Annotated in this window: 19 protein-coding genes and 1 pseudogene; 9 read left to right on the top strand and 11 right to left on the bottom strand. The window is 36.0% G+C overall.

The window, feature by feature from the left end; translation table 11 throughout:
* The 3 genes from GOQ17_RS08895 to GOQ17_RS08905 all read right to left on the bottom strand — a co-directional run.
* The coding region (locus tag GOQ17_RS08895) for a protein-disulfide reductase DsbD family protein (RefSeq protein ID WP_317163268.1) at positions 1 to 892 on the bottom strand (892 nt) is incomplete at its 3' end.
* 83 nt (positions 893 to 975) lie between these two features.
* Positions 976 to 1,428, bottom strand: coding sequence for a protein-disulfide reductase DsbD domain-containing protein (locus tag GOQ17_RS08900; protein WP_201288591.1), 453 nt, complete (start codon positions 1,426 to 1,428; stop codon positions 976 to 978).
* Between the two features lie 107 nt (positions 1,429 to 1,535).
* Positions 1,536 to 2,306: a biotin--[acetyl-CoA-carboxylase] ligase gene (locus GOQ17_RS08905; protein ID WP_159636983.1), complete on the bottom strand. Its 771-nt coding sequence runs from the start codon at positions 2,304 to 2,306 to the stop codon at positions 1,536 to 1,538.
* A 44-nt stretch (positions 2,307 to 2,350) separates the two neighbouring features.
* Between GOQ17_RS08905 and rsfS the strand changes: the two genes are divergently transcribed.
* Genes rsfS through GOQ17_RS08925 form a run of 4 tightly spaced genes read left to right on the top strand, consistent with a single transcriptional unit; the run spans position 2,351 to position 6,161 of the window.
* A complete protein-coding gene (gene rsfS / locus GOQ17_RS08910) occupies positions 2,351 to 2,725 on the top strand; it encodes a ribosome silencing factor (protein ID WP_159636984.1) in 375 nt (124 codons plus the stop codon).
* Between the two features lie 35 nt (positions 2,726 to 2,760).
* Complete coding sequence (ftsH, locus tag GOQ17_RS08915) at positions 2,761 to 4,836, top strand: ATP-dependent zinc metalloprotease FtsH (RefSeq protein ID WP_159636986.1); 2,076 nt, start codon at positions 2,761 to 2,763, stop codon at positions 4,834 to 4,836.
* Positions 4,837 to 4,877: 41 nt separating this feature from the next.
* The gene (locus tag GOQ17_RS08920) at positions 4,878 to 5,525 is read left to right on the top strand and encodes a LutC/YkgG family protein (protein WP_159636987.1); all 648 of its coding nucleotides are present in this window, start codon (positions 4,878 to 4,880) and stop codon (positions 5,523 to 5,525) included.
* A 6-nt stretch (positions 5,526 to 5,531) separates the two neighbouring features.
* Entirely contained in the window at positions 5,532 to 6,161 is a 630-nt protein-coding gene (locus GOQ17_RS08925; RefSeq protein ID WP_159636988.1) for a rhomboid family intramembrane serine protease, read from the top strand.
* 4 nt (positions 6,162 to 6,165) lie between these two features.
* Here GOQ17_RS08925 and GOQ17_RS08930 read toward each other — a convergent pair.
* Positions 6,166 to 7,704, bottom strand: a pseudogene (locus GOQ17_RS08930) (YifB family Mg chelatase-like AAA ATPase).
* Between the two features lie 207 nt (positions 7,705 to 7,911).
* Between GOQ17_RS08930 and GOQ17_RS08935 the strand changes: the two are divergent.
* The 4 genes from GOQ17_RS08935 to trmB all read left to right on the top strand — a co-directional run bounded on the left by GOQ17_RS08935 (position 7,912) and on the right by trmB (position 10,035).
* Positions 7,912 to 8,181, top strand: coding sequence for a YtxH domain-containing protein (locus GOQ17_RS08935; RefSeq protein ID WP_159636989.1), 270 nt, complete (start codon positions 7,912 to 7,914; stop codon positions 8,179 to 8,181).
* Positions 8,182 to 8,253: 72 nt separating this feature from the next.
* A complete protein-coding gene (locus GOQ17_RS08940) occupies positions 8,254 to 8,733 on the top strand; it encodes a phage holin family protein (RefSeq protein WP_201288592.1) in 480 nt (159 codons plus the stop codon).
* Complete coding sequence (locus GOQ17_RS08945) at positions 8,717 to 9,232, top strand: hypothetical protein (protein ID WP_236537108.1); 516 nt, start codon at positions 8,717 to 8,719, stop codon at positions 9,230 to 9,232. The genes GOQ17_RS08940 and GOQ17_RS08945 overlap by 17 nt, the downstream gene beginning before the upstream one ends.
* 149 nt (positions 9,233 to 9,381) lie before the next feature.
* A complete protein-coding gene (gene trmB, locus GOQ17_RS08950) occupies positions 9,382 to 10,035 on the top strand; it encodes a tRNA (guanosine(46)-N7)-methyltransferase TrmB (RefSeq protein WP_159636990.1) in 654 nt (217 codons plus the stop codon).
* 186 nt (positions 10,036 to 10,221) lie between these two features.
* Here the strand turns inward: trmB and groL are convergent, their stop codons facing one another.
* The 7 genes from groL to miaB form a co-directional block, all read right to left on the bottom strand.
* Positions 10,222 to 11,856, bottom strand: a complete 1,635-nt coding sequence (gene groL / locus GOQ17_RS08955) for a chaperonin GroEL (protein ID WP_159636992.1) — start codon at positions 11,854 to 11,856, stop codon at positions 10,222 to 10,224.
* Between the two features lie 77 nt (positions 11,857 to 11,933).
* Complete coding sequence (locus GOQ17_RS08960; protein WP_159636993.1) at positions 11,934 to 12,209, bottom strand: co-chaperone GroES; 276 nt, start codon at positions 12,207 to 12,209, stop codon at positions 11,934 to 11,936.
* A gap of 212 nt (positions 12,210 to 12,421) precedes the next feature.
* Entirely contained in the window at positions 12,422 to 12,772 is a 351-nt protein-coding gene (secG, locus tag GOQ17_RS08965; protein ID WP_159636994.1) for a preprotein translocase subunit SecG, read from the bottom strand.
* Positions 12,773 to 12,790: 18 nt separating this feature from the next.
* Complete coding sequence (locus GOQ17_RS08970) at positions 12,791 to 14,053, bottom strand: hypothetical protein (RefSeq protein WP_159636995.1); 1,263 nt, start codon at positions 14,051 to 14,053, stop codon at positions 12,791 to 12,793.
* 2 nt (positions 14,054 to 14,055) lie between these two features.
* Complete coding sequence (locus GOQ17_RS08975; protein ID WP_159636997.1) at positions 14,056 to 14,583, bottom strand: LptE family protein; 528 nt, start codon at positions 14,581 to 14,583, stop codon at positions 14,056 to 14,058.
* A gap of 11 nt (positions 14,584 to 14,594) precedes the next feature.
* Complete coding sequence (locus GOQ17_RS08980; protein ID WP_159636998.1) at positions 14,595 to 15,866, bottom strand: sigma 54-interacting transcriptional regulator; 1,272 nt, start codon at positions 15,864 to 15,866, stop codon at positions 14,595 to 14,597.
* A gap of 20 nt (positions 15,867 to 15,886) precedes the next feature.
* A complete protein-coding gene (miaB, locus tag GOQ17_RS08985) occupies positions 15,887 to 17,320 on the bottom strand; it encodes a tRNA (N6-isopentenyl adenosine(37)-C2)-methylthiotransferase MiaB (protein WP_159636999.1) in 1,434 nt (477 codons plus the stop codon).
* A 139-nt stretch (positions 17,321 to 17,459) separates the two neighbouring features.
* On the opposite strand from miaB, the gene GOQ17_RS08990 reads away from it, so the two are divergent.
* A complete protein-coding gene (locus GOQ17_RS08990; protein ID WP_159637000.1) occupies positions 17,460 to 18,365 on the top strand; it encodes a Ppx/GppA phosphatase family protein in 906 nt (301 codons plus the stop codon).
* Positions 18,366 to 18,369 lie beyond the last annotated feature (4 nt).

The following is an 18,369-nucleotide window of genomic DNA, read 5'->3' on the forward strand; positions in this document are numbered from 1 at the left end:
AAGCCAATTCTAAGAAACCCAAAACTACCTTCACACTATTCAACCAACCTCCAGATTTTGGAAGTGATTTCAGCATAGATGGGAACATCGCGAATAGCACAAATGGAACAGCCAATGCTAATGAAAATCCTAACATACCGATAGCAGGGCCCAATCTTTCACCACGTGTTGCAGCTTCTACCAATAGCGTTCCGATAATAGGTCCCGTACAAGAGAAAGAAACTACAGCTAAACTAGCCGACATAAAGAATAAACCTAAAAGACCACTTTTGTCCGAGTTAGCATCTATTTTATTGACAAAAGAACTTGGCAAAGTAATTTCAAAAGCTCCCAGAAATGAAGTCGCAAATACCACTAACATTAAGAAGAAGAAGAAATTGAAAATACCGTTGGTAGAAAGTTCATTCAGCGCTTCAGGTCCAAATGCAATAGTAATCAACATCCCTAAAGCCACATAAATAACGATTATAAACAAACCATACATAAAGGCTTGTGATACGGCTTTAGAGCGAGAACCAGCTTTTTTGGTAAAGAAACTGACTGTCAAAGGTACCATCGGGAAAATACAAGGCATAAAGAATGCTGCAAAACCACCTAACAGTCCCGCAATGAAGATTCCCCATAAGGAGGTGTCATTTTGGGAAGCATCTGTAGTCAAGTCAGTTGATGCCGTGTTCTGCGTTGAATCTTGAGAAGCGCTATCCTGCCCTAAAGCGACTTCCTCATTACCGTCAGAGAATTCAACATCGTTAAGATCAACAAAACTAGTATCAGCTGAATTACCATCGGAGAATTCGACATCATCAAAATTGACTAATGTGTCCTGAGCAATAGTTTGATTCTGAAAACTAATGAAAATTAGGAGGATTAAAGAAAACAAATAGGTTTTCATCTTAAATGATAAACTTTGATAAGTTGTAAAAATAAAAAAAAGGCAGTTATTAACTGCCTTTTATAGTTGATATGTCTTAAATTTTACTTTATAGCAACAGTGAAGTTGTATTCATCTGGTGGCAAACATTGGTTTTTGTCACAAGCCATAAATTCAACTGTTCCGCTTACTGAAGCTTGTTTTCCATTAAGCTTTACTTTTTGTTGAAAAACAACTTCATTTGTGAAGTAAGGAACATTCATTTTAAATACTTCCTCATATTTAGTTTTTGCCTTTACATTTTCGACAGGCTTTCCGTTCAATGTGAAGTCTTTAGAATTTTTGAAGGCAAAAGTCGTCGGAAGTGGACCTCCGTCTTGAACATTTTGTCCATATATGTGCCATCCATTCTGGATAGTTGCTTTAATTAATACAACGGCTTCTTTACTGTTAATTTTTTTTGACGCAACTTGCCATTTAACTGGAGTTTGAACCTGAGCAAATGCTGCAGTCATTGTAATTACTAGGGCAACGATTAATAAACCTAATTTTTTCATATAAATACTAATTCTAAGTTACTATTTAATTTTAAGACTTCTCTTTTCTCAAAAAGTTTAATGCGAATTTACGGTTAATAAAAAACACTTTACAAGTAAATTATTTGTTATAATATATAAGATATGCCTTTTAAATCAATCTTATAAGGATTTTTATCGATTTCTATTTTCAACAATCCATCGCCTTCTACACCTAATATTGTAGCCTCTACCATATTTCCTTCAAAAAGATAAGTGTGTGATTCATCTTTTCTGAATAATTTTCGGTTATATCTTATAAGGGATTCCTCGATATTCTGGAGGTAAAATGCGGAATATTCAGCTAATTTTTTTTGAATTATTTTTACGATTTGTAATATTTCTATATTGAAATCTTGTTTTTCTAGAATCAAAGACGAGGTTTTAGCGGAAATATCTTTTGGAAATTGTTTTTGATATACATTTATACCTATACCTATGATGCTGTGATTGATGTAAGTACCTGCAATTTTGTTTTCTATCAATATGCCAGCTACCTTTTTGTTTTCAATCATGATATCGTTAGGCCACTTAATCGACAGTTTTTGGAAACCCAAGGTCTTTAAAGTGTCATAAACAGCAAGACTTGCTAGGACGGTTAATGAAAATTGGTTTGAAATTTCTAACTTTTCAGGGGAAATTAGAAAGCTAGCGGTAAGATTTGAGTCTGGTTCGCTATTCCAAGTATTTCCGCGTTGTCCTTTGCCTGCTGTCTGGTTTTTTGCCATTATGACAGTGAATTGTTCTAGTGGCTTGAATTTTGACAATAGTTCTTTTAAATAATCATTCGTAGACGGTAATTCCTCAAAAACAATTATGCTATTTGGGTCAGAATCTTCAAAAAATGTGTTATTTTGCAAAGGATAAAGATTAAAAATACGCAGTAAAACTATAATATTTCTTAATGAGTAAAAAGAAAAATTCAGAATTGTCTAACAAATTGGCAGATATCGTGGTGCACGGGATGCAGGAGAAAAAAGCTTTGGATATAGTGAAAATGGATATGCGAGAAGTGAATTCGACTCTTTCTGATTATTTCGTTATATGCAATGCAGATAGTAATGTACAAGTAAATGCAATTGCTAAAAGTGTTGAAGATGAAGTTTACAAAGCATTAGGACAAGATCCATGGCATAAAGAAGGACAGGGAAATGGTGAGTGGATATTGTTAGATTTTGTAGACGTAGTTGTTCATATTTTCAAGACAGAGACACGCGATCGTTATCGTATTGAAGACCTTTGGGGTGATGCCAAAGTAGAAAGTTTTAAGAGTGCTTAATATATTATTTTTAGATTAGAGACGTTTAATATATAATGAAAAAAATTCCGAGTAAAAAGGTAACTCCCACACCACCCAAGTTTAATATGATTTGGGTTTATGTCGCTATTATAGCGGGTTTCTTTGCCTTGAATTATATTTATAGTTCAAGTGCTACAAAGAAAATTAACTATGAAAAATTTGAAAAGGAAATGTTGCTTACGGGCGATGTTCAGAAAATAGTTGCTTTAAAAAATGGTAGTATCTATGAGGTTGAGGTTTATATAAAACCAGATAAGTTAAAAGATGATCCAAAGTATAAAGATGTCGCTCCAGATGAAAATAAAATTGCTTTGAGTACCTCTACAGCCCCACAGTACTATTTTACAGAAGGGTCTGCTGATATTTTGAGTCAAAAATTAAGTGAATCTCAAAAATTATTACCTGAGGGGGCTTCAAAAGTTTCGATTGAATGGGGTGAAAAGACTAATCCATGGGGAAGTATAATTTCATTTATTCTTCCATTAATAATTATTATTGCTATCTGGATGTTTTTGATGCGTCGCATGGGCGGCGGTGGTGCAGGTGGTGGCGGCCAGATCTTCAATATTGGCAAATCGAAAGCACAGTTATTTGATAAAGAATCGCAAATCAACATTACTTTCAACGATGTGGCTGGGCTTGAAGAAGCAAAGACAGAGGTGATGGAGATCGTGGATTTTTTGAAAAATCCTAAAAAGTATACAGATTTAGGCGGTAAAATTCCGAAAGGGGCATTGTTAGTAGGTCCTCCAGGAACAGGTAAAACCTTATTGGCTAAGGCCGTAGCAGGAGAAGCGCAAGTTCCATTTTTCTCTTTATCAGGTTCTGATTTCGTAGAAATGTTTGTGGGGGTAGGTGCATCTCGTGTACGTGACTTATTTAAACAAGCAAAAGAGAAGGCACCATGTATTATCTTTATTGATGAGATTGATGCAATAGGAAGAGCACGCGGCAAAAACTCTGTAATGGGAGGAAATGACGAACGTGAAAATACATTAAACCAATTATTGGTAGAAATGGATGGTTTCGGAACTAATCTTGGTGTTATCATCTTGGCTGCTACCAACCGACTTGATGTATTGGATCAAGCGTTATTGCGTCCAGGTCGTTTTGATAGACAAATTTCTATTGATAAACCTGATTTGATTGGTCGTGAGCATATATTTAATGTGCATTTGAAACCTATTAAGTTGGCAGAAGAAGTTGACGCGAAGAAGCTTTCTGCACAAACACCTGGATTTGCGGGAGCCGAGATTGCCAATGTATGTAATGAAGCGGCTTTAATCGCTGCTCGAAAAGGAAAGCCAGCTGTAGAAATGCAAGATTTTCAAGATGCCATTGATAGAGTAATTGGAGGTCTCGAGAAGAAAAATAAAATTATCTCACCAGAAGAGAAAAAGATTGTAGCTTATCATGAGGCAGGGCATGCTATTGCAGGTTGGTTCTTGGAGCATGCAGATCCTTTGGTAAAAGTTTCTATTGTTCCACGTGGTGTTGCTGCATTAGGATATGCGCAATATTTGCCCAAAGAGCAGTTTTTGTATACTACCGAGCAGTTGATTGATAGCATGTGTATGACGATGGGTGGACGTGTAGCGGAAGATATTACATTTGGTCGTATCAGTACGGGTGCTCAAAATGACTTAGAGCGTATTACTAAATTAGCTTATGCTATGACTGCGGTCTACGGTATGAACGATAAAGTTGGTAATGTTTCATTCAATGATAGTTCGGGTGAGTCTCAATTCCAAAAGCCATATTCTGATCAAACTGCGCAATTGATTGACGAAGAAGTTCGCAATTTAATCACAGCAGTGTACGATCGTACAAAAGAATTGTTGTTGGAAAATCAAGATGGACTTATTAAGATTGCGGAGAAGCTTTTGGAAAAGGAAATCCTATTTCAAGCAGATTTAGAAGAAATTCTTGGCAAGCGTCCTTTTGCGAATAGAACCACTTACGATGAGTTTGTGAATGGTGGTGCGGACGGCGGTGGTGTTCCTCAAACGGAATTGCCCTTACCTCCATTACCAGAGCAAACCACACAGCCAGAAGTTAATTCGTCAACATTAAGCGACGAAGAAAAGTAATTAATAAGGTGTGTCTATGGCACACCTATTTTATTGTTGAAATGAATATCCGTAATACTACTGCAAAAGAACGCATGCTTAAAGGCATCAGACAAGCGCTGTTGGATAAGCGTGATAATCCTAATCCAGATTTCGAAGACTCTCCTTTGTATAATGATGAAGAGGATGGGTTGGATATCACTTTTGCGCGTGAATTCACCAATGTATCAGGCAAATTTGTTTATTGCGATGGCGAAATTGCGGTTATTGAAAATTTAATTGCATTGGTAGAAGAGCTTGGTGTAAGTAAAATTTTTGCTTGGGAGCCTTCAGTTCAAGAGCTTTTAAATACTTACGGTTTCCCTTTTTTACGTACAGATACTGATTTTCAAGCAGCAGAGGTTGGTATTACAACTTGTGAAGCACTTATAGCACGTAATGGTAGTATAATGATTTCAAATGCGAATGCAGGAGGGCGTCGCTTGAGTATATATCCACCAGTGCATATTGTATTTGCGAAAGCTTCTCAACTTGTGATGGATATTCGCCATGGGCTTTCTTTGGTTAAAGAAAAATATGGTAACAATATGCCTTCCATGCTTACTACAATTACAGGACCGAGTCGTACTGCTGATATCGAAAAGATGTTGGTACTTGGTGCACATGGCCCAAAAGATTTATACGTATTTCTGATTGAAGATCGATTCTAATTTTTTATGATTCAAGATTATATTCTACAAACTCCAGTAGCGAGTTTTATATTTGCTATTACAGTGGCATCTAGTATTTATGCTTTTTCCAATCCTGAAATATTAGGGAGAATGATGCTACATCCATATAGTATTCATCGTGACAAAAGCAAATCATACACGGTGTTTACTAGTGGTCTTGTGCATGCAGATTGGGGGCATTTATTGTTCAATATGATTACTTTCTATTTCTTTGGATTTTCTTTGGAAAAGTATTTTGTAGCCGTAAATGGAGAAATTGGTCATCTGTACTTCGCGTTATTGTATATTGTAAGTCTGGTACTGAGTGATATTCCGACTATTATACAGCAAAAAAATAATCCAGGCTATTTTAGTTTAGGCGCTTCGGGGGCTATATCTGCAGTGCTATTTGGATTTATTTTATTTGAGCCCAAAGCGATGTTGGGTATATTTTTGATTATCCCTATGCCAGCTTATCTATTCGCTGTATTGTACATTGGCTACTGCATGTGGGCTTCCAAAAATTCAAACGATCGTATTAATCACGACGCTCACTTATTTGGAGCTTTGGCTGGATTATTAATCACTATACTTATTCATCCTTGGATTATCAGGCATTTTATTGATCAGTTCTAAGAGATTATCCAGCCCAACTTTCGCGATCCAAACTTCTGAATTGAATAGCTTCAGCTAGATGTTGATTTTCGATAGGTTCAGAATTTTCCATGTCAGCGATTGTATGTGCGACTTTCAAAATTCTATCATAAGCTCTAGCCGAAAGATTCAATCTTTCCATGGCATTTTTTAAAAGTTGCTGACCAGCATCCGAAATTATACAAACTTCACGTACTGCTTTAGAACTCATTTGTGCATTGCAATGCACATTCGGATTATTTTCAAACCGTCTCGCTTGAATTAATCTTGCTTGTATTACGCGCTCGCGTATATGTTTACTGTTTTCACTCTTTCTCGTCGAAGCTAATTCATTAAATTCTATTGGAGTTACTTCTACATGTAGATCTATTCTATCAAGTAGAGGACCCGAAATTTTGCTGAGATAACGTTGGACTAAAGCCATTCCGCAAATACATTCTTTCTCAGGATGATTATAATATCCGCAAGGGCAAGGATTCATAGCTGCTATGAGCATAAAGCTCGCTGGATAATCTACAGTAAACTTTGATCTTGAAATAGTAATGTTTCTGGATTCTAAAGGTTGCCGCATAACTTCTAATACTGTTCTTTTGAATTCAGGTAATTCATCCAAAAACAGTACGCCATTATGTGCTAGGGATATTTCACCAGGCTGTGGATGAGTTCCGCCACCGACTAGAGCGACGTCCGAAATGGTGTGGTGTGGGTTGCGGAAAGGACGTGTAGTCATTAGAGATTCTGCCGTAGGCAAGGTGCCGGCAACAGAATGAATTTTAGTCGTTTCTAATGATTCATCTATGGTCAACGGTGGAAGAATTGTCGGCAACCTTTTAGCTAGCATTGTCTTACCTGCACCTGGTGGACCGATTAGAATTACATTGTGACCACCTGCGGCAGCAATTTCCAATGCTCTTTTGATATTTTCTTGCCCTTTTACATCCGCAAAATCTACTTCATAACTATTGATATTCCGTTCAAATTCTTCGTTGATATTGACCAAGGTTGGCTCAACAGTAATTTTATTTTCAAAAAAATCGACTACATCGTATAGATTGTCAATGCCATAAATATTTAAATCCGCTACGATTGCTGCTTATTTAGCATTCACCGATGGGAGAATAATACCGCTAAATCCATCTTTCTTTGCTTGTACAGCGATAGGTAAAGCTCCTTTTATGGGCTGAATAGCTCCATCTAAGGATAATTCACCTAATATGATATACTTTTCTATTTCTTCTGCATTGATCTGATTAGAAGCGGCTAAAATCCCAATCGCGATAGACAAATCGTAAGAGGATCCTTCCTTGCGAATATCCGCTGGAGCAAGATTAACAACTATTTTTTGCCTTGGCATACGGTAACCTATAGACATAATGGCACTTTCAATGCGTTGTAAACTTTCTTTGACAGCATTATCTGGCAATCCTACAATATAGTACTTTGTTCCAGTGGACACATTTACTTCAACAGTTATTGTTGTTGCTTCAATACCATATACGGCACTTCCAAAAGTCTTTACAAGCATAGTGTGATTAATTGGTTTGTTAAATTTAAGGAAAATTATTTGCATTGAAATGATATTTCAAAATGGTTTTGGTCTTGTTTTTGATGATTTGTAATAAAAACCTTATTTTGACATAGAGCAGAAAAAATATTTTTATTTTTAAACGTTTTGGAAGTTTTAGTGTTTATATAGTAAGTGATTTATTTAAAAAATTAATACAACGAAATAATGAAAGACAGCGGAAAAGTAGTTACAGCATTATTAGCTGGTTTGGCGGCAGGTGCAGTTTTGGGATTATTATTTGCACCAGAGAAAGGTTCAGAGACACGTGATAAAATTAATGATTCATTAGCAGATTTGGCAGATGCAATCAAAGAACGTGCGGAGCAGCAAATCGATTCATTGAATGATTTAAAAGATAAAGTAATGGCTTCTGTTAAAAATAAAGCAGCAAAGGCAGAAGAAATTATTGACGATGAGATCGTAGAACACGCGTAACTAGCAATTCTGTAATGGTAATTATACAAGCTGGAAGTAATAACTGGCTTCTAGCTTTTAAAAAATTAATGAATGGAAGAACAAAAATTTTCCTTTTCGGGTAGTTTTCAGAAGACCAAAGAGTATGTAGATACACAGTTGGAGATTTTGAAGTTAAAAGCGATTTCGAAATCTTCACGTATCATAGGAGCGATAGTGCTTGATGTTTCAAAACTAATGCTTGCCTTAGCAATTATTTTCTTTTGGTCTTTGGCATTAGGATTTTGGTTGGGGGAGTTGTTAGGTAGTTATTCACTAGGCTTTTTAGCAACAGGCGGGATATTTTTGATAATTCTATTAATTGTCAGAGCAATTGAGCCAAAGTTAGAAGCTAAATTTATGGATTTAACTATAAAGAAGATTCTTGGCAAATGGAACGAAGAAGAAGATTTTATTGCAGAAATGGAACGTGAAGAATCGCAAAGAAAACAAGAATACAAGGCTCCTGAAGGTGCTAGTACTACTGTAAAGGATATTTTTGAAAAAGAGATTGATCATGAAAGTAAATATTAATAATTCTGAAGAGCTCAAAAATGAGCTTGTACGTCTTAGTCGATTGCGCCTAGAACAGGAACTATATTTGGGTGATCAATACAAACTTCTCAAAAACAAGGTTCAAACCCCATCACGAATTGTAGGTGCCGTAGCTTCTAATCTTCCTGGTGTGAGTTTAATAAAAGGATTGTTCTCATCTTTTGGAAAGGACAAGGGTCATTCAGATTTTTCGGATGGTAAATCTGATTGGTTGACTAAAATAACACAGCTTGCACTTCCTTTAGTGTTAAATAGAACACTTTTGAAGAATAGCGGATGGCTCAAAAAATCTTTAGTTTTATTGGCATCGGAAGGCGCTGTAGGGCAACTTAACAAGGATAAAGTAAATTCTTTTGTTGGAAAAATTGCGGACTATATTCGTCCAAAAAAATCAAAGAAGAAACATAAAAATATAAAACCCATTGAAGAGCAGGATAATTTAAACTTTGGTATTCCTCCCGATAGTGAGACATATTAGTTCTTGCATTTTAAAATATGAACCATAAATACTGAATCTCTGTTAAAGAGATTTTTTATTTTAGATATAGCATTAACTCTTTTCAATTTCCGTAGTAAATAGTTGAATAACTGCCAACATAAGGTTATTTTTGCGACTTAATATATGTTATGGGTAAGGATAAATTAAGAAAGTTTGCTGAGGTAGCGACATTTCAAAATGTGGTGCAACTCGATGCAGGATTTGAATATAAGGGAAAATGGGCTTCCAAGTTCTTTGATAATGATAAACCAATTATCTTGGAATTAGCATGTGGAAAAGGGGAATATACGGTGAATCTTGCGAAGATGTTTCCTGAGTATAATTTCATTGGGGTTGATTATAAGGGTAATCGAATCTGGCGTGGTGCTAAAACTGCCTTAGAAGAAGGAATCAAAAATGTTGGTTTCTTACGTATTCAGATTGAAACAATTCTAGAACATTTTGACGAGAATGAAGTTACGGAGATTTGGATTACTTTCCCTGATCCGCAACCACAGGATAGTCGTGAGAAGAAGCGTTTGACAAATCCTAACTTCTTAGAGCGTTATAAATTTATTTTGAAAGATAATGGTATTATGCATCTGAAAACTGATAATGATGGTTTCTATGCATACACTTTGGAGCAGATAGAGGCAATGGATCTGACGAAATTCAAAGAGACTACAGATTTATATAAATCAGATTTGGTGGATAATGTGCTTTCTATTAAGACTTATTACGAGCGGAAATATTTGGCTGTAGATAAAAATATCAACTATGTCCAATGGACTTTTAAGAAATAGATGACTAGTCCTGAAAATACGATACAGATTTTCAGTGATTAAAATAAAAAAATGAGGGATTATTACCTTATTTTTTATTTGGTAACTTTAAATGGATACGTTATTCGATTTAACAATATCCCTTAAACTAAAACGGGCTTCAATTTAATTAATTGAAGCCCGTTTATATATAGGATTAGAATAATATTACATCATTCCGCCCATGCCACCACCCATTGGAGGAGCACCAGCACCAGCATTTTCTTCTGGTTCGTCAGCTAATACACATTCTGTAGTTAATAACATTGAAGCTACAGAAGCTGCATTTTCTAACGCTACACGAGAAACTTTAGTTGGGTCGATAACACCAGCACCAATTAAGTTTTCGAATACGTCAGTACGAGCGTTGTAACCAAAGTCAGCAGTACCTTCTTTTACTTTTTGAACGATTACTGCACCTTCAATACCTGCATTGAAACAGATTTGACGTAAAGGTTCTTCGATAGCGCGTTTGATGATGTCGATACCGATGTTTTCATCTTCGTTATCGCCACGTAAGTCTTTCAATGCTTCAGTAGCACGGATGAAAGCAACACCACCACCAGCTACAATACCTTCTTCAACTGCTGCACGAGTAGCGTGTAAGGCATCATCAACACGGTCTTTTTTCTCTTTCATCTCTACCTCAGTAGTAGCACCTACATAAAGAACAGCAACACCACCTGATAATTTTGCTAAACGTTCTTGCAATTTCTCACGATCATAATCAGAAGTAGTAGTTTCGATTTGAGAACGGATTTGCGCAACACGAGCTTTGATGTCTTCAGCATTACCAGAACCGTTGATTACTGTTGTGTTATCTTTGTCTACAACTACTTTTTCAGCTTGACCTAAGTCTTCTAAAGTTGCGTTTTCTAATTTGTAACCTCTTTCTTCAGAGATAACAGTACCACCAGTTAAGATTGCGATATCTTCTAACATAGCTTTACGACGGTCACCGAAACCTGGAGCTTTTACAGCAGCAACTTTCAATGAACCACGGATTTTGTTTACTACTAATGTAGCTAACGCTTCGCCGTCTAAGTCTTCAGCGATGATCAACAATGGTTTACCAGTTTGAACTTGTTTTTCTAAAATCGGTAACAATTCTTTCATGTTACTGATTTTCTTATCGTAGATCAAAATGTAAGGACTTTCTAATTCCGCTTCCATTTTGTCTGAGTTTGTAACGAAATATGGAGATAAATAACCACGGTCGAATTGCATACCTTCTACAGTTTTTACTTCTGTCTCCGTACCTTTTGCTTCTTCTACAGTGATAACACCATCGTTACCTACTTTTTCCATAGCTTCAGCGATCAATGAACCGATTACTTCGTCATTATTAGCAGATATTGAAGCTACTTGTTTGATTTTATTGTTGTCTTGACCTACAGTTTGAGATTGAGCTTTCAAGTTAGCTACAACCGCAGCAACAGCTTTGTCAATACCACGTTTTAAGTCCATAGGGTTAGCTCCAGCAGCTACAGATTTGATACCTGGAGCAACGATTGCTTGCGCTAATACAGTAGCTGTAGTAGTACCATCACCTGCTTGGTCAGCAGTTTTAGATGCAACTTCTTTTACCATTTGAGCACCCATGTTTTCTAAAGCATCTTTTAATTCGATTTCTTTAGCAACAGATACACCATCTTTAGTGATAGCAGGTGAACCAAATTTTTTCTCGATAATTACGTTACGACCTTTAGGACCTAAAGTTACTTTTACCGCATTAGCTAATGTGTCTACACCTTTTTTAAGTGCTTCACGAGCCTCTACATTATATTTTACTTGTTTTGCCATTTTTGATTAATTGTTTTTTAAGAATTTGATAATAAAAATTACGATCTCATCCTTTTTAAAGTAGATTGATTAATTGATTAAAGAACTGCGTAGATATCAGATTCACGCATAATTAAATATTCTTTTCCTTCGTAAGTGATTTCTGTACCAGCATATTTACCGTACAACACTTTGTCACCTACTGCTACAGTCAAAGGTTCATCAGGTTTACCTGAACCAACAGCTACTACAGTTCCTTGAGATGGTTTTTCTTTAGCTGTATCTGGAATGTATAATCCAGAAGCCGTTTTTTCTTCTGCAGGAGCAGCTTCTACTACTACTCTGTCTCCGATAGGTTTAATATTTAACGCCATAATCTTATATAGTTTTTTAGTTTTATTATTTGTTTGCTTATAGTACAACATCAACTATGCCAAATCAATTTTGTTCATATTCCTTGTCATTTTTTCATTTTGAAGCTATAAATTGACAGATGAACCCACTGACACGGTGTCACGATGACAGTATATTGTAAAACAAAAAAGCCTCGCGGTTTGCGAAGCTTAATATACTTTTTGTCCAATTATTATTTACTTGAGTCAGGTGCTGATGTAGCAGGTGACGATTCTTGAACTGGAGCTGAATTTAAATTTAATCTTGGAGCAGTAGCAGGAGCTTCGATTTGATCTGATAAGCTACCTCTTGATGCACTGCCTGAAGGACCTAGAATATTAATAGCTAAACTAAATACCATTAATAAAATTACTAATGTCCATGTTCCTTTTTCTAAAAAATCGCCTGTACGTTGTACCCCCATTAAATTGCTGCCACCTGCAAAACCTGATGATAAACCTCCACCTTTTGGATTTTGGATTAACACGATTAGTGAAAGCAAAATACTAACGATAATAATTAAGACGATGAATAATGTAGTCATTTCTTTATATGCTTTTAATTATATGTTCTTTTCTAATTCTTCAATTCGGGTCGCAAAATACGATTTTTTTTCTGGATATTTCAAAATTAATTTTCTGAATACCTCAATGGCTTTTTGATTTAGCCCCTGATCTATATAAATGTTTGCTAGAGTTTCAGTCACTAACAAATAATTGTCCTCAGCACTCTGTCTTGCCATATTTTCATTGTTAATGTTTTCTGGGGAAGGAGGCTGAATAATAGGGTCTTTTTGTATAAACTTTTCAATAATATCAGAACCTTTCTTCGGAGGAACTGGCACTATAGGTTTTTTTTTAACTTCCTCGCTTAACTTTTCTTCGGGATCCTGAAAATGAATAATATTTTCCTTAATCTGTTGATCTAAAATAGAGTCTTCAATTTTTGTTACATCGATAGTTGGTTTTGCGGTTACAATTCCCAAGTTGGAAACAGCATAAGGTTGATAAGTGTCCGCATATTCCAAACGAGTCTTGTGCAGCCACCAACGGAAACTATATGGCATCAAATCGTCATTATAAAGACTGACATCATCTTTTTCTTCTAAAGCTGTAATTGCAGGTGATTCTTCTTTTGCATCAACTATTTCTTGAATGTCTTTGTTTTCAAAAGAATCAAAAACGAAGTAATTGCCCATTACACTACCTTCATGAACCAATCGGTCAAGTTCTAGGTCTTCATTTTCTTTTGAATCTTCTTCAAGATCGGGAGTAGAAGTTTCTTCTTCAGTTCTTGTTTCCTCTTCTACGAGATGACTATCCTTCTCTATTAATTCTTGATAGTTTTCAAAATCTTCGTCTACGTATGTATTATTTGAAGATTCATCTGATGATTCAATAGGACAGTCTAAATTTACAATTTCACTAGTGAGTGTTCTCTCTTGCACAATTGGCTGAGCTTTCTCTTCTGTAATTTCCTCTTGCGGTATATTATTCTCAAATGAATGGGCTTCCCCATGCTGAATGTTAGGAGAGTCTTTTTCAACAAAGTACCTTTCAGCAGGCTGAGCATCTTGACGTACTGGTTTATTCACATAATTCATCAGCCAACTCTCACTATGCGCATATAATAATGCCAATTCCTTGTTTGGAGATTGCTGATTGAGTAGATTTTTACGACGTTCATATGCAAAAACCAAGGGCTGAGAATATGGATATTTGAGGAGCAGCTCTAACAATTCTTCTTCACTTAAGCGTGTAGGATCTTGTAGAGCTTGCTTGAATTGCGTGTGATAAGTCTTATTCAAGGTAGAAAGTGTATCCATGATTACCAATTAGCAAATGCGCGATTGTAAATATCCTCTGTTAACATTTTTATGATTTCTTCGTTCAATCTAGCCTCATAAGATGTGACGTCAGAACCCGGAAACTCTTTGAATTGTGTAAAACTTTCTTCAAAATCACTTTCTCCAGTTTGATCAAGCTTGTTTGTGTATTTTACTTTAACAGTTATAGTCAACCTACTGTTCTGCGCTCGATCATTATTTCCTGCACCGACTGATGCAGGCGTAATATTATATCCGGTAATGACGCCTTCAAAAATAGCATCTCCATCGGCATTAACTTGACTCAAGGTTGATTGTGTACGAATTCGTTCTTTTAAACCTTCCGTAAAATTTTGACTTAATGTAGTATATACTAATGGAGCAAGATTTTCAAAATACAACACACTGTATGTCTTCATATCCTTAGGAATTGAACCTCCTGTAAAACTGTATTTTACACCACAGCTCACTGTCAATAGACTCAAAAACGCACATATTGCTACTTGCAATTTTAATCGAATACGATACATAAATGATAGTTCTATTCTAAGTTTAAGTCTTTAATTTTTCTGTACAAAGTTCGCTCAGAAATGCCCAATTCTTGTGCTGCAGCTTTACGCTTACCTTTGTGTTTTTTTAGTGCCTTTTTTATAAGATCAGATTCTTTATCCACTAAAGATAAGGATTCTTCTACTTCTTCTACATCTTGTGTATCTAAAGAAACGTAATTCGACCCACTTGAAGTATTATTTGAGGATGGATTATGAATTATTGTAGGGGTAACACCTATTTCCTCATGGGAATATAATTGTGTAGCCACTGGTTTTACTTCATTATACAGTTGGTTGATATACTGTGAGTTTTCGTCAAATGATGAAGGATTCACACCATTTTGTATTAACTCAACTACCAACTTTTTTAAATCCACCATATCCTTTTTCATATCAAAAAGGACTTTATATAGGATATCTCTTTCAGAAAAATCTTCTTTCGACTGATCTTTGACAAAAACAGGCAAAGACGATTTTGTGGCTTCAGTAGGAATATATCTGCTTAATATTGCAGCGTCAATCGTTCTTTCTTTCTCCAAAATAGCAATTTGCTCGGCAACATTTTTCAATTGACGAACATTTCCCGGCCATGAATAATTTGCCAAAAGCTCTTGAGCATCTGGAGTTAGCTGAACCCCAGGTGTTCTATATTTGTCAGCGAAATCCACCACGAACTTGCGAAACAACAAGAAAATATCTTCTTTGCGCTCACGCAATGATGGAATACGCAACGGAACAGTATTCAGACGATAATACAAATCCTCTCTGAATTTCCCTTTTTGTACGGCATTGAAAACATCTACATTCGTAGCAGCGACTACACGAACATTTGTTTTTTGCACCTTTGAAGAACCAACACGAATATATTCGCCAGATTCCAAAATACGCAACAAACGTGCTTGTGTATTCAATGGCATTTCACCTACTTCATCCAAAAAGATAGTTCCGCCATCTACGACTTCAAAATATCCTTTACGTGCCTCATGCGCTCCTGTAAACGAACCTTTTTCGTGACCAAAAAGCTCAGAATCAATGGTTCCTTCAGGAATAGCTCCACAGTTCACCGCAATGAATGGCCCATGTTTACGCGCACTCAGTTGATGAATGATATGTGAAAAAACCTCTTTACCTGCACCACTTTCACCTTGAATTAATACAGAAATATCTGTAGGGGCTACTTGTCGAGCAATATCGATGGCACGATTCAGCAACGGTGAGTTACCAATAATACCAAATCTATTTTTGATGTCTTGAATATCCACAGTTACTTTAACTTTTATAGTTAGTCAACGATTTTACCAATTAATGTTGCTGATGTACAGCTCTCGCCCAATACATTTACGTAGTCACCAACTTTGTAACGTGGGTCTACAGGGAAAACAACCATGGTATTTTGGTCATTACGGCCACAATAATCCTGATCCGAACGCTTTGAAAAACCTTCAATCAAAACTTTGTGTACTTTTCCAACATATTGCGAAATGCGCTCTAAACTGTGAATCTGTTGTTTATTAACAACTTCAGTAAGACGACGTTTTTTCACATCTTCCGGAATATCATCTTCATAACGTTTAGCCGCTAAAGTTCCCGGACGCTCCGAGTATGCAAACATATATGCGAAATCATATTTCACATAATCCATCATAGACAATGTCTCAGCATGTTCTTCCTCTGTCTCTGTACAGAAACCAGTAATGACATCTGTAGAAATAGCACAATCTGGCATGATGCGACGAATAGCGTCCACACGCTCCATGTACCACTCTCTATCATAAGTACGATTCATCAATTCCAATACACGCGAGTTGCCCGACTGAACTGGTAAGTGAATGTATTTACAAATATTTTCGTATTTAGCCATCGTATACAACACTTCATCCGTAATATCTTTTGGATGCGAAGTTGAAAAACGAATACGTAACTCTGGACTTACTTGAGCTACTAGTTCCAATAAGTTGGCAAAATTGATAGTAGCTTCCGGCTCTTGACCTTCTTCTACTTTTGGTGTGTATTTATACGAGTCAACATTTTGACCCAATAAAGTTACTTCTCTATATCCAGCATTAAATAAATCTTGTGCTTCTTTAACAATAGAAACCGCATCACGACTACGTTCACGACCACGTGTAAAAGGCACAACACAGAATGAACACATATTGTCACAGCCACGCATAATAGATATAAATGCCGATACGCCGTTTGAATTCAAACGAATTGGGCTAATATCTGCGTAAGTTTCTTCTCTTGATAATAATACATTTACTGCTTTATTACCATCTTCGACTTTATTAATTAAGTTTGGAAGGTCACGGTAAGCATCTGGTCCTACAACCACATCCACCAATTTTTCTTCTTCCAAAAATTTAGATTTCAAACGCTCAGCCATACAGCCTAAAACACCCACAACTAATCCTGGATTTTTTGCTTTGGCAGCTTCGAATTCTTTCAGACGATTACGTACACGTTGTTCTGCGTTTTCACGGATAGAACATGTGTTGATGAATACAACATCCGCTTCTTTGTAATCTTTAGTCGTTTCGAATCCTTGGTCTATCAAAATAGAGGCTACAATCTCACTATCAGAGAAATTCATCTGACAACCATAGCTCTCAATATATAATTTTCTACCATCAGCTTTCCCAGTTGGAGCCAACTCCACCGCCTCACCTTGGCGAGCCTCATCATGCGTTTTAGTAGTATGCAATAAATCTAACATAGCTTAATATAAAAGACTACAAAGTTATAAATAATATTTCAGAATGGATGACAGTTTGTCACCTAGAATCACACTTATCTGTAAAATTAGTGAAGTTGTAAAGAAAACCATTTACCTTAGCTTACGAATAACGAAGAATATGAGATTAGCTGCAATTGACTTAGGTTCGAATACTTTTCATTTAATAATCGCTGATAGTAATTCACATGATTTGAAGGTAATATATAAAACAAATAGACCAATTAAATTAAGTGAAGATATTACTAAAAGTAATGAAATTATTCCAGTCGCATTTGAAAGAGGAATTAACTGTTTGAAAGAGTACAAGGACATTCTAAACGACTATAATGTTGTTAAAGTGAAAGCGGTAGCTACTTCTGCTATTCGTAGCGCACAGAATGGCCAAGATTTCATAGTTACCGCTCGAGATTTAACAGGTATAGATATCCAAATAATTTCTGGCGAAGAAGAAGCCTCACTTATATATGAAAGCGTCAAAGCGAGTGGAGCTATACAAGGAAAATCACTCATCATGGATATTGGTGGAGGAAGCACTGAATTTATCTTCTGTGATGAGAATAAATCCTACTGGAAAAAAAGTTTTGATATTGGCGCAGCAAGATTAATGCAGAAATTTTGGATGAATGACCCCATTTCAAATAATGAAATAAAAGAAATAAACAATTATCTAGAAGATACTTTGTTGGAGCTGATAACGTTTAATCAAAGTTTTGGAGCTACTTGTCTTATTGGTTCTGCTGGCGCGTTTGAAACATTTATTGAAATGATTAATCCCGCAACAAATTTAGATAATTTAAAAAGCGCCCCTCTTGATATTAACCAATATCGTACTCTTAGCGACACATTAGTTCAATCCACTCATAACCAACGTGCACAAATGCCAAATCTAATACCACTACGTGTGGATATGATTGTAATGGCTAGTGTACTCACAGATTTTATCATCCAAAATCTTAACATTCAAGAATTGAGAATGACGACATATGACTTAAAATATGGAGTCCTTAACAGTCTTATATCTTAACGAA

The organism is Sphingobacterium composti, from assembly GCF_009829075.1.
GTDB lineage: Bacteria > Bacteroidota > Bacteroidia > Sphingobacteriales > Sphingobacteriaceae > Sphingobacterium > Sphingobacterium composti.